Source organism: Pseudoalteromonas denitrificans DSM 6059 (assembly GCF_900112265.1).
In the GTDB taxonomy this organism is placed as follows: Bacteria; Pseudomonadota; Gammaproteobacteria; order Enterobacterales; family Alteromonadaceae; genus Pseudoalteromonas; species Pseudoalteromonas denitrificans.
On record NZ_FOLO01000019.1, the window covers coordinates 1 to 23,874 of the forward strand.

General features: G+C 34.7%; 23 protein-coding genes. 8 read left to right on the forward strand and 15 right to left on the reverse strand.

What is annotated here, in order from left to right; all coding sequences use genetic code 11:
* A partial coding sequence (locus BM088_RS12890; protein WP_143085074.1) for a transposase occupies window positions 1-289 on the forward strand: 289 nt, incomplete at its 5' end.
* Window positions 290-439: 150 nt separating this feature from the next.
* Here BM088_RS12890 and BM088_RS12895 read toward each other — a convergent pair.
* From BM088_RS12895 to BM088_RS12910, 4 genes are all read right to left on the reverse strand, one after another.
* Window positions 440-1,060 (reverse strand): dUTP diphosphatase, encoded by a 621-nt coding sequence (locus BM088_RS12895; protein ID WP_091984465.1) that lies wholly within the window; start codon window positions 1,058-1,060, stop codon window positions 440-442.
* Between the two features lie 40 nt (window positions 1,061-1,100).
* A complete protein-coding gene (locus tag BM088_RS12900) occupies window positions 1,101-1,595 on the reverse strand; it encodes a hypothetical protein (RefSeq protein ID WP_091984467.1) in 495 nt (164 codons plus the stop codon).
* 138 nt (window positions 1,596-1,733) lie between these two features.
* Window positions 1,734-2,105 carry a hypothetical protein gene (locus BM088_RS12905; protein WP_091984469.1) on the reverse strand — a complete coding sequence of 124 codons (372 nt, stop codon included), beginning with the start codon at window positions 2,103-2,105 and terminating at the stop codon, window positions 1,734-1,736.
* A gap of 111 nt (window positions 2,106-2,216) precedes the next feature.
* The gene (locus tag BM088_RS12910) at window positions 2,217-3,017 is read right to left on the reverse strand and encodes a VOC family protein (protein ID WP_091984472.1); all 801 of its coding nucleotides are present in this window, start codon (window positions 3,015-3,017) and stop codon (window positions 2,217-2,219) included.
* 119 nt (window positions 3,018-3,136) lie between these two features.
* Here BM088_RS12910 and BM088_RS12915 point away from each other — a divergent pair, with 119 nt between their 5' ends.
* Window positions 3,137-3,727 carry a hypothetical protein gene (locus tag BM088_RS12915; protein ID WP_091984475.1) on the forward strand — a complete coding sequence of 197 codons (591 nt, stop codon included), beginning with the start codon at window positions 3,137-3,139 and terminating at the stop codon, window positions 3,725-3,727.
* Here BM088_RS12915 and BM088_RS12920 read toward each other — a convergent pair.
* The 3 genes from BM088_RS12920 to BM088_RS12930 form a co-directional block, all read right to left on the reverse strand.
* The gene (locus BM088_RS12920) at window positions 3,724-4,062 is read right to left on the reverse strand and encodes a hypothetical protein (RefSeq protein ID WP_091984478.1); all 339 of its coding nucleotides are present in this window, start codon (window positions 4,060-4,062) and stop codon (window positions 3,724-3,726) included. The genes BM088_RS12915 and BM088_RS12920 overlap by 4 nt on opposite strands.
* Before the next feature lie 142 nt (window positions 4,063-4,204).
* Complete coding sequence (locus tag BM088_RS12925) at window positions 4,205-4,933, reverse strand: oxygen-binding di-iron domain-containing protein (protein ID WP_091984481.1); 729 nt, start codon at window positions 4,931-4,933, stop codon at window positions 4,205-4,207.
* Between the two features lie 56 nt (window positions 4,934-4,989).
* Window positions 4,990-5,619: a chemotaxis protein gene (locus tag BM088_RS12930; RefSeq protein ID WP_091984483.1), complete on the reverse strand. Its 630-nt coding sequence runs from the start codon at window positions 5,617-5,619 to the stop codon at window positions 4,990-4,992.
* Window positions 5,620-5,857: 238 nt separating this feature from the next.
* Between BM088_RS12930 and BM088_RS12935 the strand changes: the two genes are divergently transcribed.
* Complete coding sequence (locus BM088_RS12935; RefSeq protein ID WP_091984486.1) at window positions 5,858-6,241, forward strand: hypothetical protein; 384 nt, start codon at window positions 5,858-5,860, stop codon at window positions 6,239-6,241.
* 83 nt (window positions 6,242-6,324) lie between these two features.
* On the opposite strand, the gene BM088_RS12940 is transcribed toward BM088_RS12935, so the two are convergent.
* Window positions 6,325-7,908, reverse strand: a complete 1,584-nt coding sequence (locus BM088_RS12940; RefSeq protein WP_091984686.1) for an endonuclease — start codon at window positions 7,906-7,908, stop codon at window positions 6,325-6,327.
* Window positions 7,909-8,202: 294 nt separating this feature from the next.
* Here BM088_RS12940 and glpK point away from each other — a divergent pair, with 294 nt between their 5' ends.
* The gene (glpK, locus tag BM088_RS12945; RefSeq protein ID WP_091984488.1) at window positions 8,203-9,678 is read left to right on the forward strand and encodes a glycerol kinase GlpK; all 1,476 of its coding nucleotides are present in this window, start codon (window positions 8,203-8,205) and stop codon (window positions 9,676-9,678) included.
* 8 nt (window positions 9,679-9,686) lie between these two features.
* Here the strand turns inward: glpK and BM088_RS12950 are convergent, their stop codons facing one another.
* Genes BM088_RS12950 through BM088_RS12960 form a run of 3 tightly spaced genes read right to left on the reverse strand, consistent with a single transcriptional unit; the run spans window position 9,687 to window position 13,752 of the window.
* On the reverse strand, window positions 9,687-11,264 hold the full coding sequence (locus tag BM088_RS12950; protein WP_177208039.1) for a sensor histidine kinase: 1,578 nt from the start codon (window positions 11,262-11,264) through the stop codon (window positions 9,687-9,689).
* Between the two features lie 24 nt (window positions 11,265-11,288).
* Window positions 11,289-12,053: a hypothetical protein gene (locus BM088_RS12955; RefSeq protein WP_143085075.1), complete on the reverse strand. Its 765-nt coding sequence runs from the start codon at window positions 12,051-12,053 to the stop codon at window positions 11,289-11,291.
* Window positions 12,043-13,752: a type 2 periplasmic-binding domain-containing protein gene (locus BM088_RS12960; RefSeq protein ID WP_218156520.1), complete on the reverse strand. Its 1,710-nt coding sequence runs from the start codon at window positions 13,750-13,752 to the stop codon at window positions 12,043-12,045. The genes BM088_RS12955 and BM088_RS12960 overlap by 11 nt, the downstream gene beginning before the upstream one ends.
* Window positions 13,753-14,084: 332 nt before the next feature.
* Between BM088_RS12960 and BM088_RS12965 the strand changes: the two genes are divergently transcribed.
* The 4 genes from BM088_RS12965 to BM088_RS12980 all read left to right on the forward strand — a co-directional run bounded on the left by BM088_RS12965 (window position 14,085) and on the right by BM088_RS12980 (window position 19,044).
* Window positions 14,085-15,887: an assimilatory sulfite reductase (NADPH) flavoprotein subunit gene (locus BM088_RS12965; RefSeq protein ID WP_091984495.1), complete on the forward strand. Its 1,803-nt coding sequence runs from the start codon at window positions 14,085-14,087 to the stop codon at window positions 15,885-15,887.
* 78 nt (window positions 15,888-15,965) lie between these two features.
* The gene (cysI, locus tag BM088_RS12970) at window positions 15,966-17,663 is read left to right on the forward strand and encodes an assimilatory sulfite reductase (NADPH) hemoprotein subunit (RefSeq protein ID WP_091984498.1); all 1,698 of its coding nucleotides are present in this window, start codon (window positions 15,966-15,968) and stop codon (window positions 17,661-17,663) included.
* A 50-nt stretch (window positions 17,664-17,713) separates the two neighbouring features.
* Window positions 17,714-18,454 carry a phosphoadenylyl-sulfate reductase gene (locus tag BM088_RS12975; RefSeq protein ID WP_091984501.1) on the forward strand — a complete coding sequence of 247 codons (741 nt, stop codon included), beginning with the start codon at window positions 17,714-17,716 and terminating at the stop codon, window positions 18,452-18,454.
* Between the two features lie 143 nt (window positions 18,455-18,597).
* Window positions 18,598-19,044, forward strand: a complete 447-nt coding sequence (locus tag BM088_RS12980; protein WP_091984503.1) for an immunity 22 family protein — start codon at window positions 18,598-18,600, stop codon at window positions 19,042-19,044.
* A 109-nt stretch (window positions 19,045-19,153) separates the two neighbouring features.
* Here BM088_RS12980 and BM088_RS12985 read toward each other — a convergent pair whose 3' ends face one another.
* The 4 genes from BM088_RS12985 to BM088_RS13000 all read right to left on the reverse strand — a co-directional run bounded on the left by BM088_RS12985 (window position 19,154) and on the right by BM088_RS13000 (window position 23,871).
* Entirely contained in the window at window positions 19,154-20,029 is an 876-nt protein-coding gene (locus tag BM088_RS12985; protein ID WP_245763820.1) for a DMT family transporter, read from the reverse strand.
* Between the two features lie 109 nt (window positions 20,030-20,138).
* Window positions 20,139-21,104, reverse strand: a complete 966-nt coding sequence (locus BM088_RS12990; protein ID WP_091984508.1) for a DUF4097 family beta strand repeat-containing protein — start codon at window positions 21,102-21,104, stop codon at window positions 20,139-20,141.
* Between the two features lie 159 nt (window positions 21,105-21,263).
* Complete coding sequence (locus BM088_RS12995; protein WP_091984511.1) at window positions 21,264-21,932, reverse strand: hypothetical protein; 669 nt, start codon at window positions 21,930-21,932, stop codon at window positions 21,264-21,266.
* Window positions 21,933-22,125: 193 nt separating this feature from the next.
* Entirely contained in the window at window positions 22,126-23,871 is a 1,746-nt protein-coding gene (locus tag BM088_RS13000; RefSeq protein ID WP_091984514.1) for a hypothetical protein, read from the reverse strand.
* Between the last annotated feature and the right edge of the window lie 3 nt (window positions 23,872-23,874).

Here is a 23,874-nt window from a genome sequence, read left to right on the forward strand (position 1 = left end):
ATTATTGCCTCAAGGTGATTTTGTTATCGCGGATAAAGGCTATGATAGTGAAGCGATTAGAAATAAAGTTCGAGAGAGAAATTCAAGCCCTGTGATCCCCAGAAAGCAGAACTCAAAAACGGGTAATGGAGATATAGATTGGTGCTTATATAAATATAGGCACTTAGTTGAAAATGCATTTGCAAGACTGAAACACTTCCGTGCTATAGCTACAAGATATGATAAATTAAAGTTACAGTTTGAAAGTATGCTAGCACTGGCGTGTGCAATGATTTGGCTGCCAATGTGAAAGATCAACAGCCCCTAGTCAATTTCCATCAATTACAAATTATCACAATTTATTGCCTATTAAATAATAGGCGTAGCGAGTCAAACATTAAACTCTAATGTGTTCTATCCAAGTTTAATATTTGACTCGTGCGTTTTTTTGAAATAATACTTATGCAGGATAACGAGATTCTAAACCTTGATATACTAATTTAGAAAAGTCAGGATGCTCCGTATCAAGAGACTTAACAACCTCAACTAAATGCTCATTGTCTTCTAACCCATTCCAAACTTTAATATAACTTCCATCTTTATAACCATGATCTTGCCTAAAGAAATTCAATGTATTTTTACCGACATAACCACAAAACAGGTCGTTCAAATTCATGCCAATTTGTTTCATACAACCTGCAAAAGCTGCAGCATCAAATTCTTTATTAGTAACAGCTGCTCCTGCCAATAATTCTAGTGTTTGTTTGAAGTCATCAGCAGTTTTAGGGACTGACATTTCATCCATTAAAGCATTAGCCAAGTCTTGATAACTTGTCGTACCATCAATACGCAACGCTAAACCAAAATGAAAAATATCAACTAGTTCCAAGATCACTTGTTCAGTATCTGGCGACTGTTTTTTCCACCATTTCCAACCATAGTGATCAAGCATTTCAGCACACTCAACCCAAATAGCACGATTCCATTCAAAACCTTGTTCAAACCACTTCTCATGAATTTTAGTATTCATAGCATTTTGCATTTCAAGCATAATAGCTATTTTATTCGCACCTGCAGACATTTTTAATTCTCTATTTAGTGATTATTTGGCAAATTATAATTTATCTTAATTCAAAATCACACTCTTTAACGACCACATAACGCTCTTTAAAGCTTTCACCTGTATTAAATTCAAATCGCATCGAATCTAGTTCAAACCTTGTATGCGGGTACTTATCAATCCAATTCATGGTAGCGTTACAAATCCCTTCCAATTTATGTAGTCTAAAACTATCAACAATAACAACAGCATAATTTTTCTCTAAAAAGCTACGTTCAACATTTTCAGACCAATCGGTATTTGCAAAATTTTCTTTTAAGTAGAAGGATAAATCTGAATTATTAGGCCCGGCATTATTTTCGGGACGTTTTGCTTTTGCTTTTTGAGCAAATTGCAATAATGACTGATTTTTATTAATCGACATTTCACGCTCGCCTGAGCTACAACCTCTGGTTGTATATCGCATTTCGCCCGATGAACTGATGCATTTACTTACGTTTTTTTCCGCAAAAGTCAATCCTGAAAACAACAACAACAAAATTAAAAAGTACTTCATTTTAGTTCTCATTTTTATACATAATTACATTACTAATTTTGCCAAAGTATGGCTATGGAAATCAAGTGTTATCAAGTTATTTACAAATTGATAATATTAAAATGTATCAAATACGATACAATCATGCTGCATAATTAACTAATCACTCTGCTCATCGCTTTCTATTTCAAAATCAAAAGTTGGTAAAAAGTCCATTTGTGGTGAAACAAATGTTTTTCCATCAGGCAAACTCAATAAAACAGCAATACATGGGCCTGGTGTGATTTGTAGTTGTGCAACATGTTCGGAGCCAATGAATTTAAAATCATTATTAATATCAGACAATTGATATTGAGTGATATAAACACAAATACTACTATCTGCTTCAGGATTTTCACAAGCATGCGCGACTAAATCTTCATCGAGGGTAATTTCAATTGATAAATCAGGCTTTTCAAGGTCTCTATTTTGTAAAGTCTCATCTAAAAAAAATAAAGGTAAAGTTAAACTAGTACCTACAGCTAAATCCATAATAATTTCCTAATCAATATTTTAATATCATCATAGTACCAGATTGTACTTCCAGGTAATAAAAAAGCACCCAAAAAGAGTGCCTATATAAATAAATCTAGCAATAAATCATTAACTTTTAGTCATCTCACTTTTAATAATCGAGAATACCGCTCCTTGAGGGTCCATTAATACACTAAATCGGCCTACACCAGGAATATCTGTTGCTGAAACACAAACATCTCCTCCAAGTTCTTCAGTTTTAGCAACGTACTCATCACAATCAGAAACCGAAAAATATATCATCCATTGAGCAGAAACCTCTTCACTCCACTCTTTAGTCATTTCTAGCATGCCTGCGACAGGGCTATCCTGTTCTACATTAAAAAATAATGTATAGGTCATACCGGATTTAATTTCTACTTTCGTTTTCCAGTCAAATAAACCACAATAGAATGCTTTGCTTTTCGCTGCATTTCTAGTGACTAATTCATTCCAGTGCATTGCCCTATGCTCTTTCAATTTCTTAGCTCCAGGGTGTTTTTCTCCTTGCCATAAAGCAAACATAGCCCCATCAGGTTCACATAATAAGACCATTTTTCCTGCATCACCAACAGTCATAGGGCCACAAATCACATCAGCCCCTAACTCTCTGGCTTTTAATGTCATCAAATCTACACTTTTTACCGCGATATAATTTAACCAACTGCTAGGTACCCCACACTCTATTTGCGATTTATTCATTTGATACATCGCAGCGATATCAAGACCTTCTAACTGCAACATAGTATAAAAGGCATCTTTCTCTATGGGCTGATCATCAAAACCCCAACCAAATAACTGAGTATAAAAAGCTTTTCCCTCTTTCCAATTTGATGTGCTTAATTCTGGCCAACAAAAAGTACCTTCGGCATGTTTATCAAAATTTGCCATTCTTATTTTCCTTTTTATTTTTACTTCTTTAAATTAAGAAATAAAAGCTCTTTGCGTGAATATAATTTATCTATAATCTAATGCTCGTTTATCTTTCATATTTAACTAAAGAGTACGACATGAAAAAAAATTTGTTTACAACCTTGCTATTAACTTCTCAATTCGCTGTAGCAGGCTCACCAGCCCCTGTTTCAATAAATACCCAAGATCAATTTTTTAATGCTCTGTCTCAACACTGTGGTAAAGCTTTTCTAGGAAAAGTGACTGTGGGTGGAAGTGACAATGATAGCTTTAGCAAAAATGAATTAATTATGCATGTACGCCATTGCAATAAAACCCAAATTCAAATTCCTTTTCACGTTGGTGCTGATGCTTCCCGAACTTGGTTAATAACAAAAACAGGATCAGGACTCTCTTTAAAGCATGACCACCGCCATAAAAATGGCCTACCTGACGAGTCAACTATGTATGGCGGTCATACAAACACTGCAGGTTGGGCTCAAGCACAATCATTTCCAGCAGATCAATATTCAAAAGAATTATTTATAAAAACAGGCATCCCACAATCAATTGGTAATACTTGGCATATGTATATTTATCCTAAAAAATTTACATATAGACTTACCCGAGAAGGCAGAGAGTTTAATGTAGACTTTGATTTGACAAAATCAATCACTCCACCACCCGCACCTTGGGGTTATAAAGATTAATCAGATATAGAGTTACATGTCAGTAATACTTTTAAATTAGGTTGATATCCTCTTGGCACAGTCGGTATTGCATCAAAACTTTGCACGCCTGCTAATACCTTTAAAGTATAAGTGCTGCCTTTACATAAAAGAGAGCTATGACGTAATAAAAAAACACTTTGCTGAGTAAAATGCTGATAAGAATCAGATCTGATTTCTAACTGATATTTAGTATCTGAAAGTTTAATTTGATCATAATAAACTTTATGATCAAAATCATAAAGAGACTCAGCGGCCACATTAAAATTGCTAAAAAAAACAAAAATTAGAATTAATGTGGCTGTTACTTTTTTCATTTTAAATTCCTTTTATCAATATAGGAACAAACACTACTTTAGCTTATGATTAAAATCAACTCACTCAAATAAATTTTAGTAAACAAAAAGAAAAGGCTCATTATTTTTCAATAATGAACCTTTTTAAGAAGACAACTTAAATTTATGCACAGCCCACATCAAGCTTTTCGAACCAAGTTAAAAATTCCTGCACAGCTTCCCCTTTAAATATTCGACCATGCTGAGGTGCCATCATTTCAATATCAAGCTCTTTAACCCGAGAAATCCAATTCAGTTTAGCCCTATTTGAAGGCATCCAACGACGATGAAAGTATTCCATATGTGGAATGTGCTCTGCAAAATTCTCCACAAACATTGGCACATCCCCTTTTTCAAGAGCAGCGCCAAGATCACCACTCATTAAAATTTTAGCTTCAGCATCATATACGTTAAAATTTCCCGATGAATGTAAATAATGAGCAGGAATAAGTCTAAAGGTATTACTACCAAGCTTTATTTCACCACCTTCATCTTTAACAGGCATGAATTCAATATTTTCCATACCAAAATGACGAATAAAGCCCTCCCATAACCAAGGAGCATAAAGCTTTGCATTAGGTATAGTTTTATCCCATAAACCTAGTGAAGAGATAATGTCAGGGTCTTGATGTGAGGCAAATAAAGTCGTTAAATTTTTTAAATCTGTATAACCTAAAATACCCGTTAACATAGGTGAAAAAAGCTCTATTCCACCAGGATCAAGCAACATAGACTCCGTATCGCTACAAATAAGATATTGGTTAGTATCTATAATTTTTTCTGGCTTTGACTCATCACGGCCAAAAACCACCCACTTATGATGCTTTCCTTCATAAATTACACTTGATTTCATTTTTTATTCCATTTGTAGTAAATCTAAGTAAACTTTTCTACAGCTAATAACCTTTATTAACTTCTCACTTTTATTTTCTGTAATTGAGACAGGGTGCTTAAATTAATTGAAATCGCAGACTTTATTCTTAAAGCTGCAGAAGCAATATAATCAGAAACCGATTCTAAACTATCGCAATACTCACCAGCCTGTGATGCCTCTACTCGAGAAGTAACAGCTATATATTCCGCAGCACGCATTTGCTGTCTTATTTCTTCAAACTGGAGTGTTAATGCCTGCATTTCACTATTAAAACGCGTAAGACTTTCTCTTAATATTTGTGTGGCATCATTTCGGATTTTTTTTATTTCTGTATAACCTCCCTCATTCAATAAATACGCTTTATTAATATGATGTTCAAATTGCGATGCTCTTAATTGCCCCAAAGCGAGTTTGAACAATAAATTTGAATGTTGATTTATTTCTTGTGTCGTTTGAATTGTCTTTGTTGAAAACTCATCAATAAAGTTAGTAATCGATTTAAAACCGAGTGCGGCTTCTCCAGCTCTAATAGCAACAACACGCGCATTTTTTGCAGCGAGTGATAAATTTTTTGCTTCAACAAGAATGATATCTAACTGCGCAACGACAGTTGCTACAATAATGAAACATCCTATTTCTTGATTGTTTTCAATGTGAACAGTCATATTTAGCTATTTTATTTGGGTCATAGCTAAAGCATAGAAACAATTTAAAATTTTGCAGAATAATTTTAAATAATTTTTATTTAATCAAATAAAATCAACTTAATTTAATTCATTTTAATGAACTTAGTTAAAAACAAGAGATTAACTAGAGCCATAAGCGTATCTAAGGTAAAGTACGCGTTATAACTTCGAATAAAAAATATATTATTACGTCGCTTAAGCACAGGAAATAAATTAAATGTCTGAAATCCAATTTTTAAATGTTGATTTAGAATTAGAATCTAAAAATGATATCAGCATACTAGTGAACGAACTTGCAAAAAAAACAACGATATTACATTTTGATAAAGATGATTACCGACACTTTGCGCGTATAGAAGCTAATTCAGACATCACTAGTCCAGACCAAGCAATTAATCATTTATGTGAACAACTAGAATCATGTTCTCGCGAAGCATTAAAACAATGGTTAAGCTGTAAAAAACGCACTTTTGATATTGGTTTTCAGTCAGGCAGAAACCCTAAATGCTTTAATCAAGCCATCAAATCTGACACCCTATTACGTATATCAGCGATTGATGCTGGTATCGAAATTACAATTTACCCTCTAGGAAATAAATAAAACGAAGCCAATAAAGTATTACACACCTTAATTAGCTTAGTATAAAATGCCACTTCAAATGATTGAATAGACATATACTGAAGTTAATTACTCCAAATTACATCGACATACTCAGGATGATCAACATAAGGGTTTCTATTACCCTGATGATTAAATCCAGCTTGATTTCTGTCAATTTCTTTTTGACTGACCGGATCGTTTTTATGCCAGCGCAATAACATCGCAATCACCCAAGGTTTAAATACTTGGGTCTCAGTACCATCCAAAATTGCAGCCCCATAAGTACTATTGTTAGTCCAACCTGAAATAACATCTTCATAGCGTGTTGCAATGTACAAATGCGCACGCGCTAAATCACCTTTAAATTCATCAATTGGTTCAAATACCGTACCTGTATAACCTAAATCAGTTTTAGCAGAACCCAGTTTACTATTATTTGTTGAAGTAAAACTCGCAGTACCCACTTCTCCATATGGATAAGCACTTCGTTTTGAATTTACAAAACCATCCGTTGCAAAAATATGATGTACATCTGAATTCATAGGTTCAATTTTTCCACCAAACCAACTTTTAGGGAATGAATGCTCACGATTATAACATCCACCTTCGGAACTATAATTACCACACTGGTCTGATACTTTTGTATATGTGTAGCTTTCAGTAGCAAGAGGTTTTTCAGAATACATGTCTAATATTGAGCCATCTTTTTCATAATAAGTATCCAGTGAATGTGCCTCATAAAAAGTCCATAAAGCCGAATATCCCTTAGTTGTATGACTTTTAATTATATTATGTAATGCTGTTTTTAATGCAAAACCCGTTTTACCTGTTGCGGTCTCATAATAACTTCCAGGATCTGTGTTACCACCACCTGTATCTGTACTTCCAATTGAGAACGTTTTTGTTTCAGTTGTTGTGAATGTTGCACCTGAAGCTAATGAAGTACCAGAAACCGATAAGTCATAAGACCCATTTCCAAATGAACAGCAAATTCCATCACCATAACTATCATTAATAGTAAAGCTGTAATCACCATCAACTAAACAAAATGTCTCATTATAGGTTTTATCATTTGCTAAATTACTTCCCTGAGCAATTTCAACTGAACTTGCATTTTTTAAATTCCAACTTGTTTCATAACCATATTTATCAGTTGTTAAACTAAATGCTAAGCTCGTATCCGCACAATTATTGGTATCAGGATCTGGGACTGTTGCCGCTCTAGGTTGAAAATCATCAATGTAAACTATTTCAGAACCATCAAATCCAGCAGCATCATAAAAACGAAAACCCACTGCAATATTTTTGCTACTACTTGCCGTATAATTAAAAGAAACCTGCTGCCATTGGTTTACTAAGTTTTCATTTGAATAATTTTGGTAACCATCAATATATAACCTTGCTTTAACATTCCCTTCTGTATGATATACCCAAGTAGAAAAAGCATATGTTTTACCACTCTCTACAGCAACTAATTGTTGAAAATCGGTAGAACCTTGTGTGCTGGTGTTAACAGAAATAGCAATTGAATTAAGGCCTTCCTTCACAATAGTTGTATTTTGACTCAAACTAATGCCTGTATCTATTGTTGTCCATGCAGACGGAACACCATTAGACCAAGTTTCAAAATTACCATTTGTAACACCTGCAATTGCAGTTACATGCATTAACGCAAGCAAGCTCAGCGCTAATTTATTTTTATACTTCACTGTGAACTCCTTTATTATTTAAGTAGATTAAAATTAATAATCGGGTTAATTACAACACCAAAAATTAATCTTACATTAACAATTAAGTAACATCAAAAAATAATTAGAGTAAGTACTTAATGATTGTTGCGATTATCGCATTAAAAATGGGAGTAGCATTACCATATAAAATGTTCTTTTAACGGATAAAACAATAAAATGGCGCTAATCTGTATATAATAAAATTATTATAAACATAAGAAAAAGAAGCTCATGATACTTGCTATTGATCAGGGAACGACAGGCACTACAGTTGTTATTTATAATCTACAGGGTCAGTTTTTAGCAAAATCACATAATGAATTTTCGCAAATTTATCCACACCCCTCCTGGGTAGAGCATGATGCTGAAGAAATTTGGCAAAATACACTTTCAACCATAAAACAGGTTTTAATCAAAACTGATACCTCTTACCATGCTATCACTTGTATCGGGATCACCAACCAAAGAGAAACAACCGTTTTATGGGATAAAACAACAGGGAAACCTGTACACAATGCCATAGTTTGGCAATGTAGACGCTCTACAGATATATGTAATAAAATCAAAAAATCAGGGAAATCTGATTGGATCCAACAGAAAACAGGCTTAGTTGTTGATGCTTACTTTTCAGCAACCAAAATAAAATGGTTATTCGAAAATAGCCCAGAGGTTAATACTTTAGCCGAACAAGACAAGCTCGCTTTTGGTACTATAGATTCGTGGTTAATTTGGAAATTAACCGGTGGGCAACACCATGTTACCGATCATACAAATGCCTCAAGAACGATGTTATATAACATACATGATCAAACTTGGGATCAAGAGCTTTTATCATATTTTTCATTACCAAAATCAATATTACCAACAATTCAAAATTCAGCCAGTTGCTTTGGAAAAACTTGTAAAACTTTATTTTCTGGTAATGCAATCCCAATAACCGGAGTTGCAGGTGATCAACAATCGGCTCTATTTGGTCAGCGTTGTATCAACTCTGGCCAAGTTAAAAATACTTATGGCACAGGTTGCTTTATGTTGATGTACACAGGAAATAATAACTCTATAAGTAAAAACGGGCTCTTAACAACAATCGCTTGTAATGAAAAAGGCCAGCCTGCATATGCGCTAGAAGGATCCGTATTTATTGCTGGTGCAGCAATTCAATGGCTAAGAGATCAGTTGCAACTCATAACTCATGCCTCTGAAACAGAGCACATTGCAAATAGCATACAAGATACACAAGGTGTTTATTTTGTACCAGCGTTTACAGGGCTTGGTGCACCGCATTGGGATATGGATGCCAGGGGTGCAATTACGGGCTTAACTCGCGGCTCAGGAAAGAATGAAATTATAAGAGCGACATTAGAGTCCATTGCTTATCAGACTTACGACGTATTAACATTAATGCAATCTGAATCAGGTATTAGCATTAAGTCAATGCATGTGGATGGAGGCGCTTGCAATAATGCTTTTTTAATGCAGTTTCAGGCCGATTTATTAAACATAGAACTAGTAAGACCTGAAAATATAGAATCAACAGCCCTTGGTGCTATTTTACTTGCTGGAATAGGTGCTAATATTTGGTCACATAATGCAATACCAAAAAACATTTATAAAGTTGATGAAATTTTTACAACTACAATGCAATTCACACAAAGAAAAAAACTCATAAGAGGCTGGAATAAAGCCATTGAGCAAGTTAAAAATTAAACTTGTATTTATTTATCCAAATTTGGTGATGCCATAAAGTTCAACTTAAAACAGCAACCTTTGCCCAATTCACTATCACAAGTAATTCGCCCTTGTAGAGAGTTGGTTACTATATTACTGATAATATGTAATCCTAATCCACTGCCACCTGCATTTCTGTTTGTGGTATAAAAAGGGTTAAATATTTTACCCAAATGCTCTACAGAAATACCTTTCCCATCATCACAAAAATCAAGTTGTATTCTCTCTCCTTTCTTATCTATTTTAATCACTATGTTACCTTCATCTTTATCGCTATATCCATGAAGTAAAGCATTTAAGACTAAATTAGAAACAACTTGTGCTATCGCACCGGGATAACTATCAACAATAAAGTCTTCTTCGCATTCAACTTGTACTTTTATTTCTGACTTGTTAATTTGAGGCCTTAAAGTAAATACAATTTCATCGATGTAAGCCTTAAACATAAATGAACGACGCTCATAAGACGTTTGGTCAACAGCTATTTGCTTAAAGCTACTAATTAAATCAGCAGCCCGATTTGAGTTTTTTAATATAATATGTGCACAATCTTGTAAATGTAGCATCGAAGATTCAAAGTCTGACCGTTTCATTGAGCCCGATGAAAATTTAGTATTTAGCTCATCTGTTACTTCTAATAAGCTGGAAGATGCAGTAACTGAAATACCTAATGGCGTATTTATTTCATGAGCAACGCCAGCAACTAACCCCCCTAAAGCTGCATTTTTTTCAGCTTCAATTAGTTGTAATTCTGTATTTTTTAGTTTTTCAAGCGAAAATAATGCTTCCTTAGATTTTAAATCTAACTCAGATGTACGCTCTAATACTTTTAGCTCTAAAGTATCATTTAAACCTTTGACTTCAGTAATATGATCTACAACAGATTGAAGCAATCGATTTATAATTTCCTTCAACAAACCTAGTTCGCTGTCTTTATGTTTTGCTAAAATAACTAATTCACTTTGTGGGTATTCAGGGTTTATTTGCATCAAATCATTAATAAGCTTAATTAAAGGTTTACTTATCAAATAATAAAATACGGCTAATAATGCAAAAGCCAAAAAAATATTTCGCACTATGCCAGATACCAGAATAACAACAGCCCGAGACATAAATGCTAAAGCGCCATAATATGGGTCTACAATCACGACTAAACGTGCTTTCGCATTATCAATACTATCTCTCGTATTCAAATCAATTTGAAACTTCTTGTTTTTACCAAATAACTTTTCTGGGACCCACCATGGTTTTATTCGTTTTATGTCTCTAGATTTTTTTGCTAAGACTTCTCCAAAATCATCCGAAATAATAACTTCAGAAATAGGTTTATAAGCAAACAAACCATTACTAACCCTTGCAGCTAAAGCTTCATCATATTCATAAACAGCCTGAGTGGCTGAAGACTCCGTCACTTGAAGTATTTGTTCTACGGTTTGTGCCAACGAATCGCCCTGATTTAAATAATCAGAATAAATCTGATAGGAGCTTATTAATACACCAAAAACAAAAGCAATCAGAACCCCCACTTTTGCTAAAGTAAAAGAAATTGAATGCCTTATATTCATTCCTATCTTTTTATCAACCATTTATTAATACTCAGAAAGTAACTGCAGCATAAAAACATAATCATTTCGTAAATATTCAATGTTCATCCAAATTTTTTGATGTAATGCTGGGGATGTTGCTTTGGTATCAAAAAAAGCTAAAAAATATGATAACGACGCAATTGGATAAGGATGAACTATAAATTTATCATGAAATTTTTCAGTTTCATCTTGATGTACAGCCATAATTGAAGATGTGATCAAACTACCTGAATTATCACGAATCAATTTATAAAAAGAACTTTCATCTTGCTTCGATATTTCAACAGGTATATTTTTAGCATTCATTTTTTGAATAATTTTAGAGTATGCTTTTGGGATACGTATTGGTCGAGGGATCGTTTGAAATTGCCCAGAAAAATCATATGTACTTTGCACTGGAGTAACTAAATTAAAATCAATCTGCATTAAACGCCAACGGGAAGTGTTTGACTGAGCATCATCAGGGTAATGCAACTTATTAGCTAAAGTTTTATCAAAAGGTACACCAATTACAGCATCTACTTTCCCCTGACGAGCGAATACATTAATACAGCGTTTCATAGGCATAACCAGAAATTTAGCATCAATTTTATTATGCGCTAACGCTGCTTTAGTGATTTCAACAAAAAGACCTTTAGCCTTACCATCTTGATGATAAATAAATGGATACCACTCACGATCATCAATGCAAATTTTAAGTGTATTATCAGCCCAACAAGCAGCAGACATAACAGAAATTAAAAATACAAAATATAGTTTAGTCATCATTTTCATTTCGCCACTGCTTTAACAATGCTTCATAAGCGATTGTTTTTGGTTTAGGGCGAGTACGCATAGGTTTTGGTGAACCTGGTTGCTCCAACCAGTAAGACTCAGGTTTTTCTAATGCTAATTTCGGTGAATAAGCCTTCAACCGTACTTTGGCCATCATCTCATCCTGCGCAACAGCCATAGCATCCATAGCTTGTTTTGGAGTTAACTGCCCATTTATTGCCTTTGCAATTTTAGGCCACCAAGCTGCTGACAATGCGGGGTAATGCGGAACATTAACTCCTGTATCAGTCCAATATACTCTTTGCTTTGATCTGTAAAAATCTATCAGTCCCCCCCATTTATCTTTGTATTTTGTTAAATGTTCTGAATCTATCGTGGATTTTCTAACAGGCGTACCACCCACTAAAAACTTCTTAAGAGAAACGGTTTTAGATACACAAAATTGCGCCCAAAGCCATGCCATGTTGCGACGCTTACCTTTTACATTTTTAGGAATCGTCCAGCTTCCAGCATCTTGATAACCGACCTTCATACCAGGGTCCCAATATCGACCATGGGGTGTAGGTGCTACCCGCCATTTAGGAGACCCTTGTGCATCACTTAACTTTGAACCAGGACGGTAAAAAGCATCGTCGGATAGCCAAGTGACATATTGAAAAATTCTTTGTGCTATATTTCCCTCTGCTGCTTTTGGTCCAGCATCAAGCCAACGCCAGTTAATTGCTTGAGGCGGTGCATATTTTTTTAACCAATCAATATATTTAGTTAAAGCATATACAGCGGCAGGGCTATTTAAAGCGCCCCCTCTTGATACAGTCGAACCAACAGGAATACGATTTTCAACCCTGATCCCCCATTCATCAACAGGTGAACCATTGGGTAACCCCTTATCTCCCACACCTGCTATTGATAGCCAAGCATCTGTAAAACGCCACCCTAAAGAAGGTGATTTTTTACCATAATCTAAATGACCATAAACCTTAACACCATCAATTTCCATTCCAGTAAAAAAAGCAGCAATGTCTTCATAAGCAGCCCAATTAAGTGGCACACCTAATTCATAACCATATTGTTTTTTAAATTTTGTTTTAATATCTTTTCTAGAAAACCAGTCATAACGAAACCAATATAAGTTAACAAATTGCTGGTCAGGTAATTGCAGCTGATCACCATCATAATCCTGGCCAAATTCTAAATTCATAAAATCAGTTAAATGCAAATCAGGATTAGTGTATTTCTTACCTTCATTTTTCATATATTGGGTAAGGTTAACGGTTTTTTTTAGTCTCAGATGTGTGCCTATCATATCTGCATCATTAACATAAATATCAAATAACAAGCGACCTGTCATAAGTTGATCCATCATTTTTCTAACAATTTGTCCTTCACCTATAATTTTATGATCCACCGTAATGCCTGTTATTTCTTCAAATGCTCGGCTTAAAACTTCACTCTCCCATTGATGTGTTTTTATTTCTTCAGCCACACTACGAATATGCAATCCCTGATACTCTTGAGCTGCGTGTGCAAACCACCTTAACTCTTTTATTTTCTCAGCTTTATCTATCGCTGATGGACTAAAAAATGTGGCCCAACGTTCCAATGCAGCTTCATTTATAGATTTATTTTGTGCCATGCACATTGATGCAAAAAATAAACAATATGTAATGATTAACATTTTGTTTTTATTCATCGAATAGCCAAGTCAAAAACAAATTAAATTAAGTATAGAAGAAATCCTATTTTTGGCTGTTAGAGAAACCGATTTAAAAACCAAAAATAAAACCGTTTGTTTTTAATCTATTTTTTCATTGCAGATGTTTTTAATTCCAAAAAGGAATAACAAAGTATTTTCTATTCTTTTTTGTTCTGGCAAATGCCCGTTATCCTTTAGCATCAAATTAGCCCTTTTATTAAAAATAATTTTATTTGGGTTCAGAATTTAACTTGTAGTTTGAATTTAATTCAACATAACAAGTTACATAGCAATTATTTATGAATTTTTAAAGATATTGAGGAAGACTCATGTTGTTAGGTCAATTATCTAGCGCGGCAAGCCCGCTCTCAGCAGAGCAAGTGCAAAAATTACAAGGCCTAGTGGCAGAACTGAACCCAATTCAGCAAGCTTGGGTAAGTGGATATTTAGCAGCGAATGCCAATACAGCCGTTTTAGGTAGTGCGACACCAAGCGCTCAAGCTGGTGAAGCCGCTACTCTAACCATTTTATTTGGCTCTCAAACTGGTAATGCTAAAGGGGTTGCTAATCAATTAAAAGCTCAAGCTGAAGCACGCGGATTAACTGTAAAATTAGTGAACATGGCTGATTACAAACCTAACGCTCTTAAAAAAGAAAAATTTATTACTGTTGTCGTTTCAACATATGGCGAAGGTGAACCACCTGAAGATGCTGAAAACTTGCATGAGTTTCTTTATTCTAAAAAAGCCCCTAAATTAGCAGGCGTTAAAGTTGCGGTATTGGGCTTAGGTGATTCAAGTTATGAGTTTTTCTGTAAAACAGCACAAGATTTTGAACAACGCTTTACTGAACTTGGTGCACAAAGCATTTTTGCACGTGCCGATTTAGATGTTGACTATGAAGATGAGGCAACAACTTGGGTGAATGGTGCATTAGATGCCTTCGAACCTGACTTAAAAGCACAGCAAGGAAATAGTGCACAAGTAATAACGATGCCTGGCATTGCAACATCAACGAGTCAATACAATAAACAAAACCCTTTTGCAGCAGAACTTTCTCTAGTACAAAAAATTACCGGTAGAGATTCAACAAAAGACGTACGCCATGTTGAGATTTCACTAGAAGGTTCAGATTTAACGTATACAGCAGGTGATTCATTAGGCGTTTACTTCCTCAATGATGAAGTTTTAGTAGATGAAACGCTTTCTTTATTATCTATAGATGCTGCAACTGAAATTACTTTAGGTGATAAAACAATCAGCGTGCGCCAAGCATTAATTGAAAACCTTGAATTAACACAATCTTACCCTGCATTTGTTGAAAAATTTGCTGCTGCAACAAATAATGTTGAGTTAGTAAAAATTGCAGAAGATAAAGCATCATTACGTGAGTTTATTGAACCTCGCCAAATCTTCGATATTATTCGTCAACACCCAGCAAAACTTGAAGCACAAGCGCTAGTTGATTGTTTACGTAAATTACAAGCTCGTCTTTATTCTATTGCCTCTTCGCAATCTGAAGTTGAAGAAGAAGTACATTTAACAATTGGCTTAGTAGAATTTGAAACTTTTGGTAGCGAACATTTTGGTGGTTGTTCTGGTTATTTAGCAAAACGTGCAGAAGAAGGCGCATCAGTTAAAGTGTTTGTTGAGCATAATGATAACTTCCGTTTACCGACAGATACAAATACACCAGTATTAATGGTAGGTCCAGGTACTGGTATCGCACCATTTAGAGCATTTTTGCAAGAGCGTGAAGCAAGCGAAGCACAAGGTGAAAACTGGTTATTCTTTGGCAACCCGCACTTTACACAAGATTTTTTATATCAAGTAGAACTTCAAGGCTACTTAAAGTCAGGTGTGTTATCTAAATTAGATGTTGCCTTTAGCCGCGATCAAGCTGACAAAGTATATGTACAAGACAAGCTACGTAAAAATGGTGCTGAGGTTTATGCTTGGTTAGAAAAAGGTGCGCATTTTTATGTATGTGGTGATGCTAATCGCATGGCAAAAGATGTTCATCAAGCATTATTAGACATAGTTCAGCAATTTGGTGGTAAATCAGAAGAAGACGCTCAAGCGTATTTAAAAGACTTACGTAACCAAAACAGATATCAGAAAGACGTGTATTAATATCATTAGTATAAGGTACACGTAAGCTTATAAACCGTCACATTTATAAGAAGTTAAAAAGAATTTAGGAAAAGCAACATGAGCGAGCAAGATAAAACCGTAAAGCTTTCTGATAACGAACGCCTTAAAAGAGAAAGTAATTTTTTACGTGGAACAATAGAAGCAGATTTACAAGACGAAATTACAGGTGGTTTCACTGCTGATAACTTCCAGTTAATTCGTTTTCACGGTATGTATCAGCAAGATGATCGCGATATTCGTGGTGAACGTGCAAAACAAAAACTAGAACCTTTACATAACGTCATGTTACGTGCTCGTATGCCAGGCGGCATCATTAACCCAGACCAATGGCTAGCAATCGATAAATTTGCTGAAGAAAAAACCATGTATGGCAGCATTCGTTTAACAACACGTCAAACATTTCAGTTTCACGGTGTTTTAAAGCCAAATATTAAAGGCATGCATCAAATGTTAGATAGCGTTGGCATCGACTCTATTGCAACCGCTGGTGATGTTAACCGTAATGTTCTGTGTACTACTAACCCAATTGAATCTGAGTTACATCAAGAAGCTTACGAGTGGGCAACAAAAATTTCAGAGCACTTATTACCTCGTACTCGTGCTTATGCTGAAATCTGGTTAGACGGTGAGAAGTCAGAAACGACTGAAGAGCCTATTTTAGGTTCAAACTATTTACCACGTAAATTTAAAACGACCGTTGTAATACCACCTAACAATGATGTGGACGTACACGCTAACGATTTAAACTTTATTGCAATCAGTGAAAACGGTAAATTAGTTGGTTTTAACGTATTAGTGGGTGGCGGTTTAGCCATGACTCACGGTGATACTGCAACTTATCCTCGTAAAGCGGATGATTTTGGCTTTATTCCTGTAGAACATACTTTAGCGATTGCAGAACATGTTGTATCTGTTCAGCGTGACTGGGGTAACCGCTCAAATCGTAAAAATGCAAAAACGAAATACACCTTAGATCGTGTTGGTGTAAATGCATTTAGAGAAGAAGTTGAAAGCCGTGCGGGTGTTAAATTTGAAACAAGTCGTCCATATGAATTTACGACTCGTGGTGACAATATAGGTTGGGTTGAAGGCATTGATGGTAAACATCATTTAGCACTATTCATTCAAAGCGGCCGTATTTTAGATTACCCAGGTAAAACATTAAAAACTGGGTGTCGTGAAATTGCGAAAATTCACCAAGGTGATTTTCGCATGACAGCGAACCAAAATTTAATTATTGCCGGTGTACCAACAGAACAGAAATCAGCAATTGAAAAACTGGCTCGTGAGCATGGCTTAATTGATGATAGCCATAGTAATCAGCAAAAAAATTCAATGGCATGTGTTGCATTACCAACTTGTCCATTAGCAATGGCAGAATCAGAACGTTATTTACCGAGCTTAGTAGAAAAGGTTGAAGGTTTATTAACGAAACACGGAATTGCCGATGACAACATTATTTTACGTGTTATTGGTTGTCCTAACGGCTGTGGCCGTGCAATGTTGGCCGAAGTTGGCTTAGTTGGCAAAGGTCCCGGTAAATACAACATGCATTTGGGTGGTAATCGTATTGGTACTCGCGTACCAAAGCTTTACAAAGAAAATGTGAGTGAAGATATTTTCTTACCTGAATTAGATAATTTAATTGGTCGCTGGGCAACGGAGCGCAATGAAGGCGAATGTTTTGGTGATTTTGTGATCCGTGCCGGCATAGTGCAAGAAGTGAAAATCAGTAAAACTGATTTTCACAGTTAAAAAAATAATGATATTAAGGTGGATGCCACCTTAAAATATCAGGTGGAATTATGAGCGAATTTAAAAACATTTTAGCAATGGATAATGACCAGCAAGTAGCATTATTAGCGAAAGTTAATGAGCAACTTACTGAGCTAACTGCTGAGCAGCGTGTTGCTTGGGCGATTGAAAATTTACCAAATACGCAATTTTTGTCATCGAGCTTTGGCATTCAAGCGGCTGTAATGTTGCACTTAATGACATCACAAAAAACAGATATACCTGTCGTTTTAACTGATACAGGTTATTTATTTCCTGAGACTTATCAGTTTATTGATCACTTAACTGAACGCCTCGACTTAAATTTAAAAGTATATCGCTCTGCGCATAGTCCTGCATGGCAAGAAGCCAAATATGGCAAACTGTGGGAGCAAGATGTTGAAGGTATTAAGCAATATAACAATATGAACAAAGTAGAGCCTATGAATCGTGCTTTACAAGATTTACAGGCTGGTACTTGGTTTAGTGGTTTAAGACGCGATCAATCTTCAACACGCGCGAATAAAAATATTGTTGAGATTAGCCGTGGTACGGTTAAATTTCACCCCATCATAGATTGGAATAATCGTGATGTTTATCAATATTTAACTAAGCATGACTTACCTTACCACCCATTATGGGAGAAAGGTTATGTTTCTATGGGTGACGTACATACTACACGTAAGTTAGAACCGGGAATGACGGAAGAAGAAACTCGATTTTTCGGTTTAAGTCGCGAATGTGGCCTACATACAGATGGTGATGGAATTTAACTTATAAAGCTCATTCTTTTTTGTTTCATGATCTAAACGCGGCATTTGCCGCGTTTTTTATTTCTATAATTTATCCTGATTGGTATTAATAATATAAAAGCGTAAAATATATATTATTAAACTAAACGACTTAGGTTATTTAAATGAAAACGAAGCCGACTAATAAAGGCCATGATTTTACGAAAAAAAAGAAAGTCTCAATATGGGCCTCACAGTACCCTTATCAAGATATTCCTGAAGCATATTTTGAAGAAACTTTTAGCCGTAAAAATACAAGAGCAGTTAATGTCTGGTCTGAAAATTTTAAACTATGCTATTTCAATCCTGAAAATATGGAAACCAATGGTACAATGGAAGGTTTAATTGATATTAAACAAGCTGTCGGAGCATGTTCATTTTCAACATCTTACATTGTAAATTTAATGAGCAAAGCAAAACAAAAAAAATTAGAAAATGTCAGTTGGGTCGTTTTATTATTCGAAAATGAATACAGTGTAAAAACAACCAGTGTCGCAAAAGACGAATACCTAACTTTTTTAGGTGCTTTTACTTACGATAATAGCGCTGACAACCTTTTTGAAGCTGAATAAACTTAATTTTTTTCTCACTTTCATTTTTTAAAAACGAAAGTGAGATAAACCTTAGAGGTAAAAAGAAAACGGATGCTTAACTAAAATATTTATATTGCTTACTTTTAAATCAACCAACAACTCTTTTTTGGCTTAATATTCCTTGCACAATACCAGCTCCAATAATCAAACAACACCCAATTAATTGCATGAAATTTAAAGTTTCATCAAATAGCCACCACGCAAAACAAACTACAGCAACAGGCTCAATATAAGCAACAGTACCAAAAGTTACTGAAGGTAAGTTCCGTAACGCTTTAACAGCACATAAAATCGCAATAAAACCAGGAATAATACCTATTGCGAGCAGCCAAAAGCTTTGAGTAATAGAAGGTGTTTCAGGAGATAGGATCAAAAATGGTAACATACATAGCGCACCGCTCAGCAGTTGAACTAATGTACTTTGATAAGGTGTAGAGTTACTCGGTTTACGGTTAATTAACATAAAAGCACTATATGAAAATAAAGATAAAACACCATACAAAATTCCTAAAGACTCATTTTTTGAGCCTGGAATTGATAATGAAAATTGCATCATCATCGCAAAGCCAATAAGTGCTAAAGCAATTGTAAATAAATTAAATATTGTTAATTTTTCTGAAAATATAAAATGAGCGATAACAGCACAAAGCAAAGGAGCCAAATATATCAACATGACTGCGTTTGCCATACTTGTATAACTCATGGCTTGAATGTAGCACACCATAAAACTCGCTAACATAATACCGTTAGTAATGGTGCGCTTACTTGGCTTATGTAATATTTGACTTTTTTTTTCGGTGCTTAGCATATAAAGTAAAAGGCATATTGCCCCTAAAAACAATCGGTAAAAGGTAATATGTTCAGCAGGAAAAACAGCAAACTTTGCTAAAACACCAATAGTGCCCATGCAAATAGCAGAAATAATAGCTAGGAAAATAAAAGACAAGCTAGACTGTGAATTCAAAATAATAAACCCTATAAAATTTTGACGACTCTAACTTTAAGTGACTTATTAGACAAGCATAAAAAAGACGTATTTTATACGCCATTACAAATAACTTTAGAAACTTGATTTAGTCTATTTCTAGAGTGCCTATTACATTTTTTACCTTCACTTCTCCGGAACCACTTTCTTTAATGATCAGCCCCAAGGTATTCACTACTACAATATCTCCAGAGCCATCAGTAATAGTCACTAAGCCTTTAATTTGATTAACACTCAAATTACCAGAACCATCATCAATGCTCACGTCACCTTTAGTCTCATTAACCGTTAAATTACCTGAGCCATCAGTGATAGCGACAAAACCACCTACATTGTATATTTCTAAATCACCAGATCCATCTTCTATAGTCGCACTACCTTGAATATCCATAATTGATACATTTCCAGACTCATCATTAACGATTAAGTTTCCTTTAGCTTGCTGAATCGATAAATCTCCAGAACCATCATCAATATCTAAATTAAGGCCACCTAGAATGCTCAAATTACCAGAGCCATCTTCTACTTTAATATCACCCGTAATATTATTTAATACCATATTACCTGAACCATCTTCAATCCTGACATTTCTACCGCTATCTAAGGTTAAATTACCAGAACCATCATCTATGGTAATATCAGCATCTAAGTTATGAATTTCAACATCACCAGATCCATCATTTAGACTTAAATTAAGCTTGGTAGGTATTTCAATAATTAAATCTATACGAGGAGCGTTACCATTATAAAAACCAACTATTGAATCATGTTTTGCTATAAGGTTAGCTTTTTGACCCTGTCTTTCTAATGTAAGTGTGTAAGGTTTATTATGGTTATATGTTGTTATATCGGCTTTAATTCTTATTTGTGAAACCCCATCAATACCTATTAATTTCAAATCGCCCGATCCAGTATTGGCAACTAATTGCGTCAAGCCTTGTGCATTTAAAAGCAAAGTTTGTTGCTCCGAAATATCAGCAACATTGGGAGAAATATGAACAACACAGCCAGATAAAAATAAAGTAACACAAAGAGGGACCAATGACTTCAGCATTATAATTCCTTAGAAAACATTTTGATTAATATATTCAAACTAGTCTTTTTGAATTGAGCCAATCAAGACAAATTTCACGCCAAAAGCATACCATTGATTTACAAATAATTTGTATTTAAATCAAGTTAGTTAAATATCAAAGGTTTAATGAATAAAAAATTACATTTTCGCAATCGCTAAATAACTATTAAGTTGTTTGTTGTTCAAATGTTTTGGGCTTATCTGATCAACAATATTTAAAGCATTGGAAACACTGTTAAAGCTCTGTTGATCTGATTCAGATAACTGCTTAAACTCTTCTGAAGTTAAATATTTATCAAATTCTTTCATTGTTTGGTCTAATATTTTATTAAAATTTTCATCTTCTTTAGCACGATTTACGTTTTTTAAAATGTATTGTGCATTACCTAAACTCGACGTTAAACTTTCATCAAGTGATTCAGCAGCTTCTGACTTTGAAAAGTCAGTTAAAAAAGAAGATAGCTTTTGACTTTTGCCTTGCTCACTTTCTGGCCTATTACTTACACCAGCATTAAACTTTGAATACTGATTATTATCAATTAAACCATACTCATAAACACGCTCAACTAATTTATTTACATCCAGTTGCGTTAAATCTTTACCCGAGAAAAATTCACTCGTAATGGCAGCCAACTTCTGTGAACGAGATGACAAAATAATATCACCACCAGCTGATGCGACTGCTTTTTGATCTTCATTATTTTTATTAGCACCAACACCCTGAGACTGGGTGGTTTTTTGATTTTTTACGGAGTTATTAGAAAAATCATTTGATTGACTATACCCATTTACTTGATTAACTGACATGTGCTTATTTTTTGACGTGTAGACTAGATATGAATATAAAGCAATTTTAGTACCAAAAAAATAGGTATGAAAAAGCCGAAGCTCGCACTTCGGCAATTTAATAAACTAATTGGTCCCTGTTAAACGCCTTCACTTAAAACTTTCATTAAGCAGGAGTCAAACAGAATACTAATTACATAATATGAATGAGATTTTAGTTTACTTCGCTATCCATAGTACTGTTAAATTCGATACCGTTATTGGTGTAATCCATTAAAAAATGAATTCTCATATCTGTATTTTTTAAACTCTCTAATTCAGAAGGAAGCTCTTGACCAGCCATAGCGGCAACATCAAATAAAGGAGTGAAAAACTTTTTATAATCTAAACTGAAACTATTTACACCATTATTAACGAGTGACTGTTTGATCAAGCTCTGACTTACTTCTAGTGCTTTATTGCCACTCAACAGTACAATATTGTCGCCTTTAACTGCGAGTTCTAAATTAACACCAAACTCAGTTAATATAGGAAGATATTCATTTAAGGCAACAGATGTACCATCAGCTTCTAATTTCAAATTTGAAAATGGAGGATAAAATGCTTTAATACTATTAAAAAATGAGATCGGGTTTTTAACTGAAAAAGTCATTAATGCATCAAGCGTTTTTAATTCAGGTTTATTATTTTCAGTACTCAGTTCAAAATCAAACAAAGACACACTCAACCCTTTAACATCTGTAGCCATGCCAGTCACCATAGCAGTCATCATAGGGCTATTTTTAGCCACTTCAGCTTGCATTTCTACTAAAGGAGTACACTGATATTTTGTTTGTGTAAAATCGTTCCACAACGTTGTTAATACAGGCGTAACCTTGGCAACATCAAGGCCTAAACCAAAACTCATTATTTTATCTTTTGCTGAATGTAAATGCTCAGGTAAAAAGCCTCGTAACCCGGATAATACCTGCATTAGCTCTGTATTTTCACTTTCAATGATCATCGACGCTTTAAGATTAAGTGATGACTGAGATACATTAAACGCTTTGGTGCCAAAAACGGTTCTAGGCCAATTATTAACTATTGTAGATAAATCATCCTGACATGCTTTATCACGAAATACATCTAATGTATTTGTATCCGTTTTAGTATTAGCCAGTGTCAACATTTTATTAAACATTTGACTAAATTGATTATTATCTTTATTTGTTAAACCATTAACCAGTGCGACATGATTAAAAAACCCTAAATAAGCAGAATCAAAACCATATTTTGTGACCATCTTGTTCAATAAGTGTGTATTTTCTAAAGAACTCTCAGGCTTATTAATCGCTAAGGCTAATTCCAGCTGCTTTTGATCGTTAACCGGAGTATTAAATGTGACTGTTGCCCAGCCATTATTAACTGCTGCTGTTAACTCAATGACCTGATTATCTTCTTCATATAATGTATAACTTTTATATTCGATCCCAGAGCTTGTATTCACTTTTACTTTAATGCCCGATGCTTTTTGTGCTTTATCTAACATAGCCCATAGCGCTTCAGGTTTACTAATTTCATAGCGCATGACAGGTAACAAACCAACAGTATAAAATAAGCTACTAAAGCTATCTTCTACACCATAGTTTTGCATTAATAAATCAGGTGAGTTTATCGTATCTCTATAAGTTTCCAGTAAACTAACAAGAAACTTTTGACCTGAATGCTCCCCTGTAGAAAGCTCAGTTACGATAGAGTCTAGTTGCTGGTGATTTGCTTCATTTTTTGAAAATAATGTTATATATTTTTTAAGTGGGAAAGGTTTTAACTGCCCTGAGAAGAACAAAGTTTCAGCCGGAACATATGATAAAGCAGGTGACTCTAATGATTGCACATTAGACACACTGCTATCTTGTTTATTATATAGATACGCAGTGCCTGCAGCTGCGATTGCAGCGACCGCTATTAATACTTTTTTCACTTT